The organism is Thermodesulfovibrionales bacterium (assembly GCA_035686305.1).
GTDB lineage: Bacteria > Nitrospirota > Thermodesulfovibrionia > Thermodesulfovibrionales > UBA9159 > DASRZP01.
Window position 1 is genome coordinate 1 of the sequence record DASRZP010000083.1, and the last position, 8,352, is coordinate 8,352.

The following is an 8,352-nucleotide window of genomic DNA, read 5'->3' on the forward strand; positions in this document are numbered from 1 at the left end:
TGCCAGCCCCTTGACAATTTCCCTCGTACCATCGGTTGAACAATCATCGACTAAAATAATTTCCTTAGTGATATCTACGGCCCTTATGCGTTCATAGACATCCTTAATAGTTTTCTTTTCATTGAAGACTGGGACAACAACAGATAACTTCACGTTACGACCCTGTTATACCTCTAAAGTGCGCAATGGTTTTGCCTGGGCTTAGTAAGCTTCACAGAGGGCTGCCAGTCAAGCTCCTGTCTTGCTAGTGCGATGCCGGGCTGCCTCTGTTTCGGATTATCGTCCGGCAAAGGTCTAAAAGTAATTCGTGATCTAGAATCTGTCAACTTATAATAATTGTGCTAGTTCGAGAACAGAATATTTCTGCAGTATTCCCCGAATTTACGGGGACCTGCCCCCAATCATTGTACCACATGTAAAGTAGTAGTTTGCGCTTGCCGGAAGAATCGCTTGTAGGGTATTTTATTATGGTATGCCTTCCAGCAAGGAGAAAACAACTGGTGACGGTGTTGTGAGTGAAAGCACTTCTGAATCTTCTCATTTATCAGCCGACGGGCCGTTATTGGAAGTAAAACTAATCCGACATACAAGAACCAAGTATGTATTTGCGGTGTTGGTATCGCTCATAACCTTCCTTGTATACCTCCCAAGCCTTGGGAACGATTTTTTATGGGATGATGCACTCTATGTCACCAACAATACACTTATACGCTCGTTAAACTTAAAATTTATCAAGTCGGCATTTCTTGAGTTTCACGCTGCCAACTGGCACCCTCTCACATGGTTTTCCCATGCCGTAGATTATGCAATGTGGGGATTAAATCCTGTAGGGCATCATCTCACAAATGTCGTTCTCCACTCACTGAACACTATGGTGGTTGTCCTTATCGCTATTCAGCTGCCATCGCTATATGGCAAGAGGCCTACGATGCAAACAGCCTCACATTGGTTGACAGAGCGAAGTATCTTCATAACGGGAGGTGTAACGGGTCTACTTTTTGGGCTTCATCCTATTCATGTCGAATCGGTAGCGTGGGTTGCCGAAAGGAAGGATCTTTTATGCGCATTGTTCTTTTTGCTCAGTGTCCTGGCTTATATGAAATATGTGAGTTCTCTTGATAATGAATTAGTTCAAGGAACATTGAAGTTACGATTTCTCAATAAACATTACTTGTCCTCTCTAGGATTTTTCGTGCTTGCATTGTTGAGTAAGCCAATGGCAGTAAGTCTTCCTTGCATTCTGCTCCTCCTGGACTGGTATCCTTTTAACAGAAGTCAGTCTTTCAAGTCATTTCTGATTGTATTTTTCGAGAAACTTCCTTTCATTGTCTTTGGCCTTATTTCATGCATACTAACTATTCTGGCACAAAAATCTGGAAATGCTTTAGGATTGACGGAATTGCTGCCGTTGTCAACGCGATCCCTTGTGGCTGTTAAATCACTCTTTTTGTACCTTTGGAAAATAGTATGGCCGATGAACTTAATCCCCTTCTATCCGTACCCAACGCGTGTATCACTTTTTTCATTGGATTACCTGTCGGCAATTGTTCTTGCAGCGGGGATTACGGCAGCTTCCGTGGTTATAGTTAATAAACAGAAATTATTTCTGTCAGTATGGGGTTATTATGTTATAACCTTATTTCCAGTCCTCGGTCTTGTTCAGGTGGGAGTCCAGTCAATGGCGGACAGATATACTTACTTGCCTAGCCTGGGCCCTTTCCTCGCAATTGGCTTGGCGCTAGCGTGGAGTTGGAGCAGGGTGAATGCCTCTAGGAGAAAAACTGTTGTTGTCAACCTGCTCGGCATTTTAGTGTTCATGTTTTTGGCCATAGCTACGATGTATTCGACCGTTGAGCAGATAAGAAAATGGAAAGACGATATGACTTTGTGGAGTTATGTTATAGAAAAACAGCCTGAATCGGTACCTATCGCTTACTATAACCGGGCCTTAATCTTTGACAAGATGGGAAGGTTTGATAAGGCAATCGAAGACTATGATAAGGCAATTGCTGTGAATCCTTTTTGGTCTGCAGCTTATTATAACCGGGCCTTAATCTTTGACAGGATGGGAAGGTTTGATAAGGCAATCGAAGACTATGATAAGGCGATTGCGTTGAATCCTTCTTGGTCTATCGCCTATTATAACCGGGCCTTAATCTTTGACAAGAGGGGAAGGTTTGATAAGGCAATCGAAGACTATGATAAGGCGATTGCGTTGAATCCTTCTGATCCTAACGCCTATAATAACCGGGGCACGGTCTTTTACAAGATGGGAAGGTTTGATAAGGCAATCGAAGACTATGATAAGGCAATTGCGTTGAATCCTTCTTGGTCTGAAGTCTATTATAATCGAGGCATAGTCTTTTACAACATGCAAAGGTTTGATAGGACAATTGCAGATTTTAAGAACGCTTGCGATTTAGGACTGGGTGAAGGATGTAAAGCAGTCCAAAGTTTCACAAGGTGATATCCTATTCTTGGCTATACAAACGTGACAATAGCCAGACAATCCTCAAATATTAGGAAATAGGCTTTTTGTGCTAGCCCAATATTCGGAAATGAGGTTTGCGATTAGTAGGAATGTCAGCAAACATGTACTTGGGTAATAGGTCAAGGTATTCCTGAATACAGCAGTATTGAACATGAGGCTTCCCGAGAAGAATGTGGTTAACGAATAGACCAGCAGAAAGAAAATTGCATAACAGGCTACAGGAAAGAATAAAAATAAGAATTCTCTGGGGGGACGCCAGTTCATTATCAATAAGAGAGGGGAAAAAAAGAAGAATACATTGAAATTCTGGAAAGAAAGCAACAGCAGGAAGACCTTCTCTATCATCTCAGGCCGGAAAGTAAATTCAAAGGTGACATAATCAGCGCCGAATCCGAGGCCATGGGTAAATTTGAAGGCAAACCAGGGAGCTGCCAACAGCAGTCCCGCGCACAAGGCGAACATTGATTTGCCTGAGACATCCCCCCGTAATCTGTTCTGCCAATAAAACAGGAAGGTGGCAATCAGCAGGGGAATGACAAAAAAAGGTGCCTCATCCTTGGCAAATAACGCTTCACCTGCGAATAGTCCGACAGCCGTCCAATATGCGCTTTTCCCCTTCATTGCCTTGAAAAAGGCGATTAGTGAAAAGAGGATATAAACGCTCAATGGCACGTCACTGTATACCTCTATCGAATGGACAGACAGGAGTGGCGAACTCAAGAATAAGACAAGCATCCCAAGGGACATGACTCGCGAAGCTTCCCGCGCCATGAACAGATAGAAATATACCGCCATGGACAGGAGGTAAAGGGGACTCCAGAATTTCACCAGGACTTCATCGAATTTCCCGATCCACAGGCTCATCCAGACCTGCATAAGCGGGTTGTAAGGAGGATAATTGGCGTTCCTGTTGAGCAGGCCCCTTCCGAAAAAGTCTCCCGGCCCCGTATCAAGCAGCAGACTGTGCGAATAGTAGAAGGCCTTCGCTCCCGCTGACCAGTTGGCGAAGGAGTCCCATGCAAAAATCGGCCTTAAGTACGCCTCGATAAATATTGAGCAGATCTTTGCGGCTACAAGGGTGAGGAGGGCGATGAGAGCGGATTTTCTCAGCCATGTGACATTGCTGTCGAGGAGTTCGGAGAGAAGGCCAAAGGATAGTCTGCTGCCCAGCGAAATCCTTCTTTTCCGCATCAGGAAAGAAAGTCCTGCGATTTCCAGCAGCGGAGGTACCGCTGAAACCCAGAGCGTAAGCGGCATCCTCATCAGGCCAAGAAGAAACATTTGCACTGTTATGACGCCCGCCCCAAGCGGATACGAGAGACAGAGGCGCTCGAGCAATCCTGCATTTGTCTCATCGCGAAGCAACACGGAGACGAGCAGAAAGCCCAGCACTGTGGGAACTGCCAATGCCGCGACGACGCCAATCATCCCTTTTTCAGGATATAGGCGCCGAAGTCATACCGGTACAGAAGGTCGACATTATTCATTCTGCGGTCGCCTCTCATGAACGTCTTGGTGCCTGCATCATAGTAGGAATTCCCGTCATAGAGCACGATGATATAGTCAGCTTCTCCCCTGTTTCTCTCGGGCAGCAAATAGTACTGAGTCATGAGATACGTTGCGGTGTCGGAACAATAGAGCGTGTAATCCTCACCGTGAATCGCTTTCTTTGCCGAGGCAATAAAATCGAAGAGGGGGCCGAGGAACATCCTCGTTTTCTCTTCCGTAGTGTGGCCGGAATAGATACCAGAGTCTTCGATGAACCAGCCGTACCACGTCCGTTCCGAGTAAACCAGATAGAGGAACCCCGTGCAAAAAAAGGCGACGACAGAGGCTTTTCCCAAGGCAGGCATGAGGCGCGACTTCTTCTTGAAAACGAGATACCCGGCGGTCAAACCAATTGCAATCGCCGCTGCCGCATAAATCAGAATGACAAAGGACCCGGGGATCATTATCCAGCCGTTGATCGTTCCCCCATGCATAGGTTGAGTCTTGAATATGTCCCAGATGCTGAATTCCATGTCGTTACAAAATCTACATTCTTTCCACCATATATGTCAAACAAATTGCAATAAATCCACCATTATTCCGCACTTCCCAACACCCCCGATTGGAACAAAACGGTCTCGGTATGGTATGTATCTTCCCCTGAAGTGTTGTTAAGACACTCAGCGGCATTCAATTCTAGAGAAAGCTCGTCATGCCGGGTGAACAGATTGGTTTCCCGCACGCGCACCCTTAAACGGAAGCGGCTGATCACAGAGGATAACATCTGTCTGTGATTGGGTTCATCGATCAAGCCGTCAAAATCGATACCGTCTCAGCAAGATATTTTGTGCGCTTTCCTGATAAAATGATACATTATATTTGAGATGGCGAGACGGTAGTCTGAAAGAAGCGTATGATACTCGGGAAAAAGCTTATCGTTGTCATGCCTGCATACAATGCGGAAAAAACGCTCCGGCAGACCTATGCTGAACTTCCCCACGAATATGTCGATGAGGTCATCCTTGTGGATGATGCCTCAAGAGACAGCACGGCAGTGGTTGCGCGAGAACTTGGTATCAGAACCATTATTCACAGTGAAAACAAAGGGTACGGAGGAAACCAGAAGACATGCTATGCGGAAGCCTTGCGCCATGGCGCCGACATTGTCGTGATGATACATCCCGATTACCAGTATTCTCCCCGCCTTGTCACCGCCATGGCCTCGATGATCGCTTCCGGCCATTACGACGTGATGCTGGGATCAAGGATACTGGGGGGACAGGCCCTTAAGGGAGGGATGCCCTTTTACAAGTATGTAGCGAACAGATTGCTTACTTTTTTTGAGAATCTTTTTCTTAGGGTTAAACTTTCTGAATACCACACAGGCTATCGCGCCTTCACCCGCACGGTGCTTGAGACCCTTCCTCTCAGCGCGAACTCCGATGACTTTGTGTTCGATAATGAGATGCTTGCCCAGACCGTCTATTTTGGCTTCAGAATAGGTGAAATTAGCTGTCCCACGAAATATTTCGAAGAAGCCTCCTCGATCAATTTCAGAAGGAGCGTGAAATACGGTTTCGGCGTACTTGCAACGACAGCAAAGTTCGTTCTTCAGAAATGGAACATATGGAAATTCCCGATCTTCAGCGGCGATAGTCGTCGCCAGGCGCCGCTTTGATAACTCGCTCCTGGAATTTGTGCCAGTCTTTCCATTCCTGTTCCTTCTTCACGAGCTAGGTAATTCGAATGTGGATAGTGGGAGCTACGATTGTTAATTTGCAAGGTGTGAGGGTGCCATCACACAGCAGGATGAACGGCAAAAGGAGGGCCGGCAGGCGTCCGGCCCTCCTTCACTTAAGCTAAGTACGTAACCTCACCCTAGTGTTCACGCGATTAATCCTTCGCATGACACTTGTTGCAGAGCTGTCGCTGATAGGCTGACCACTTCGTCGCGTTCCAGTCATAGTAGCCTTTTGAAGCTTCTGTTGTGCTGTAGCCCAAGCCGCTGTTGCCAGTAGGATACGCTCCGGCGACGGTGATGGTCGTCTGAGAGGCATCCCATCTTAACATATTTTCCCACGCGGACGCATGCGCCCTGTGGCAGCTAAGGCACATGACCGTTGCCGTTGCAGGCACGGTACCAATACCCGGGCCGTTCAGGTTGGAATCGTTGGTCTGGGCATGGCTCTTCAGGGTACTGATGTTGGCTGTGCTGTAGGTCACGCCTTCTTCGAACGGAATGAGCGACAGGTACGAGGTGGTCCCGGTGCCCGTCATGTCACCTGTCTTCACATAGCTGTTGTAGTTGGCCTGTATCGAGCCGGCCATGACCGTACCTTGAGGGTGACGGAATATGCCTGCCGTGCTGTGCATGTCAGGATGGCAGGTGCCGCAGAAATCGGACATACCGGAACCATACGCCGTACGGGTCTGGGTGAAGTACTCTGACCTGTTGTAGCTGCTGTTTACGACCGCAACCGGCGGGGTGGCCGGGAAGGTCACGCCGTCAACAGTGTCCTGAGCGCGGAGCAGACGGTATACGCCAGTCGACAAAAGTTCGCCAGTTGAGAAGGTTGACGGTAGGGAACCATACGAACCAGAGGTCCAGATAGCGCCACTGGTCTTGCTGTAGGCGCCGGCCGTCGTCCAACGGCCATGGCCGTGCATGTCATGGCAGCTGGTGCAGGCGAGCGATGCTGCCGGGAACGTGCCGCCAGGCGCTGTCGGGTTGTCTGGGTCAACCTGGAGATATCCACTGTCGTAGTAAGCAGCAGTAATGTTATGGCCATGTCTCTGACCGTAGTTGGTGGTAACGGAATTACGGACAGACGGATAATAGGTCTTGTTCAGCCAGCCGAAGTCACCGCCGGGGCCTTCATTGTTTGGCGGGGTTCCCGCAGGCATTTCTGCACTCGGGCTGGCGACATGGTAACTGCTCTGCCCTGATGCTCCATGGCAGGTCAGACAGGTCGAGCTGTCATCCCCAGCGATCGTGAGGTTCACGGATGCAGCATTATGCATCTGGTGGCAGCCTGTGCACTCGGCGACGCCGCCGGTATGGAACGCGAGGCTGCTGCCTGTAAGCCCAAAAACAAGGAGGGCTGCTGCAAAAATTATCGCTATCTTGTTAACTTTCATCTGATCCTCCGAATCACTATTCTGTGTCCTCTCCGCAACCCGGCCGTCCCAGCGGGACCCGTTGGCTTTGTGCCCCCACCTTGCGATGGGTTTACCCTTTTATCCGGAGTGAGTGTTAACAGTTTGAGATACCCATGGGCATCCCGCCATCAAATTCCACTGAATCCGATTGTTTTTCCCCTCTCAACACCTCCTTCCTTGAAAAGTCAGCTTACCTTATAAGATTTAAGCATTTTCCATACCAGCAAATATTTCCTAAAATCATTGATTATTAAACAGAATTCATTTTGCTAGGACTAGTCTTGGCAAAATGTGACAAACTCTGTCAACTATTCGAGCCATAATATGTCATTTGCGGGCGTCTTCAGGTCTTCTGGAAGCATCATGTGCCTCCAGAATTACTCTGGTTCGTGATCACGATTGGAGCACCCCCTGCTAATGTTTTATCAGTGCAAAATTGCTGCTATAAAATCATAAAAACCAATATGTTACAAACTCTCTTTGCAGAACGTCCAGGGTATTCTGAGATGAAATATGTGCCTTGCATAGAGCGTCATTATGGAGACGCGAAGACACACGCCCTCAGGGCAGTCCTTTAAGATTTTCTTAAGTCTGTGTGGTCCGATGCTGTAACTTCCTCACATCTGAGGATTGTACTGAAATCACAATTTGACAACTGCATCTGCCTATGGTAATAGATAACTGAGAGGGAAAATCCGGACAAAGCCAAACCCTCCGTAAGAAGGGGACGGAAAGCGGCGGGTCTTAGGAGTGAGATGGCCGAGCTGCCAAGGGAAAAACTTTGGTATACTCGGCCTTTGTGCTTGGAACCTGTGAGCAATCTATGAATCAATTTTGGGCATTCATCTCCCAATTGCCGGCAAAAGTCATCTTAACGAAAGGCAGGTGGTGTGAGACATGAATGAGAATATCTAATGGCGGCAGGAAAGGAGATGATACTGAAAGGGGAAATCATTCATTGACCTGACTAGGTCAACGAGGAAGCCGAAACATTCGGGGGAAAAAGGACCAGGATTCAAAAGGAGGCATTTGCCATGAAAAAGTCATCTTTGAACAAAAAGGCATTGGCAACCGCGGGACTGTTTCTTGTAGCTGCTCTTTCCCTTTCCTGTCCATCCTATGCTCAGATTGTTCAGTGTACCCATGGGCAGAGCGGTCATATCCAGGATACTTCTATAACGACGGTCCCCAGTTATTGGGGATGGGGATTAGAT

General features: G+C 47.7%; 6 protein-coding genes and 2 riboswitches. Of the genes, 3 read left to right on the plus strand and 3 right to left on the minus strand.

Translation table 11 applies throughout. From position 1 onward, the window contains the following. Positions 1 to 472 precede the first annotated feature (472 nt). Positions 473 to 2,467 (plus strand): tetratricopeptide repeat protein, encoded by a 1,995-nt coding sequence (locus VFG09_09680; GenBank protein HET6515415.1) that lies wholly within the window; start codon positions 473 to 475, stop codon positions 2,465 to 2,467. 45 nt (positions 2,468 to 2,512) lie between these two features. Here VFG09_09680 and VFG09_09685 read toward each other — a convergent pair whose 3' ends face one another. Together VFG09_09685 and VFG09_09690 are read right to left on the minus strand one after the other, a co-directional pair. Beyond that, the gene (locus tag VFG09_09685; protein HET6515416.1) at positions 2,513 to 3,919 is read right to left on the minus strand and encodes a hypothetical protein; all 1,407 of its coding nucleotides are present in this window, start codon (positions 3,917 to 3,919) and stop codon (positions 2,513 to 2,515) included. Continuing rightward, on the minus strand, positions 3,916 to 4,512 hold the full coding sequence (locus VFG09_09690; GenBank protein ID HET6515417.1) for a hypothetical protein: 597 nt from the start codon (positions 4,510 to 4,512) through the stop codon (positions 3,916 to 3,918). The genes VFG09_09685 and VFG09_09690 overlap by 4 nt, the downstream gene beginning before the upstream one ends. A 380-nt stretch (positions 4,513 to 4,892) precedes the next feature. On the opposite strand from VFG09_09690, the gene VFG09_09695 reads away from it, so the two are divergent. Continuing rightward, positions 4,893 to 5,657 (plus strand): glycosyltransferase family 2 protein, encoded by a 765-nt coding sequence (locus tag VFG09_09695; GenBank protein ID HET6515418.1) that lies wholly within the window; start codon positions 4,893 to 4,895, stop codon positions 5,655 to 5,657. A 215-nt stretch (positions 5,658 to 5,872) separates the two neighbouring features. Here VFG09_09695 and VFG09_09700 read toward each other — a convergent pair whose 3' ends face one another. Then, complete coding sequence (locus VFG09_09700) at positions 5,873 to 7,117, minus strand: hypothetical protein (GenBank protein HET6515419.1); 1,245 nt, start codon at positions 7,115 to 7,117, stop codon at positions 5,873 to 5,875. 30 nt (positions 7,118 to 7,147) lie between these two features. Then, positions 7,148 to 7,223: riboswitch (cyclic di-GMP riboswitch) on the minus strand. A gap of 609 nt (positions 7,224 to 7,832) precedes the next feature. Beyond that, a riboswitch (cyclic di-GMP riboswitch) is annotated at positions 7,833 to 7,910 on the plus strand. Positions 7,911 to 8,172: 262 nt separating this feature from the next. Between VFG09_09700 and VFG09_09705 the strand changes: the two genes are divergently transcribed. Then, positions 8,173 to 8,352, plus strand: a 180-nt coding sequence (locus tag VFG09_09705; protein HET6515420.1) for a hypothetical protein, incomplete at its 3' end; no start/stop codon positions are given.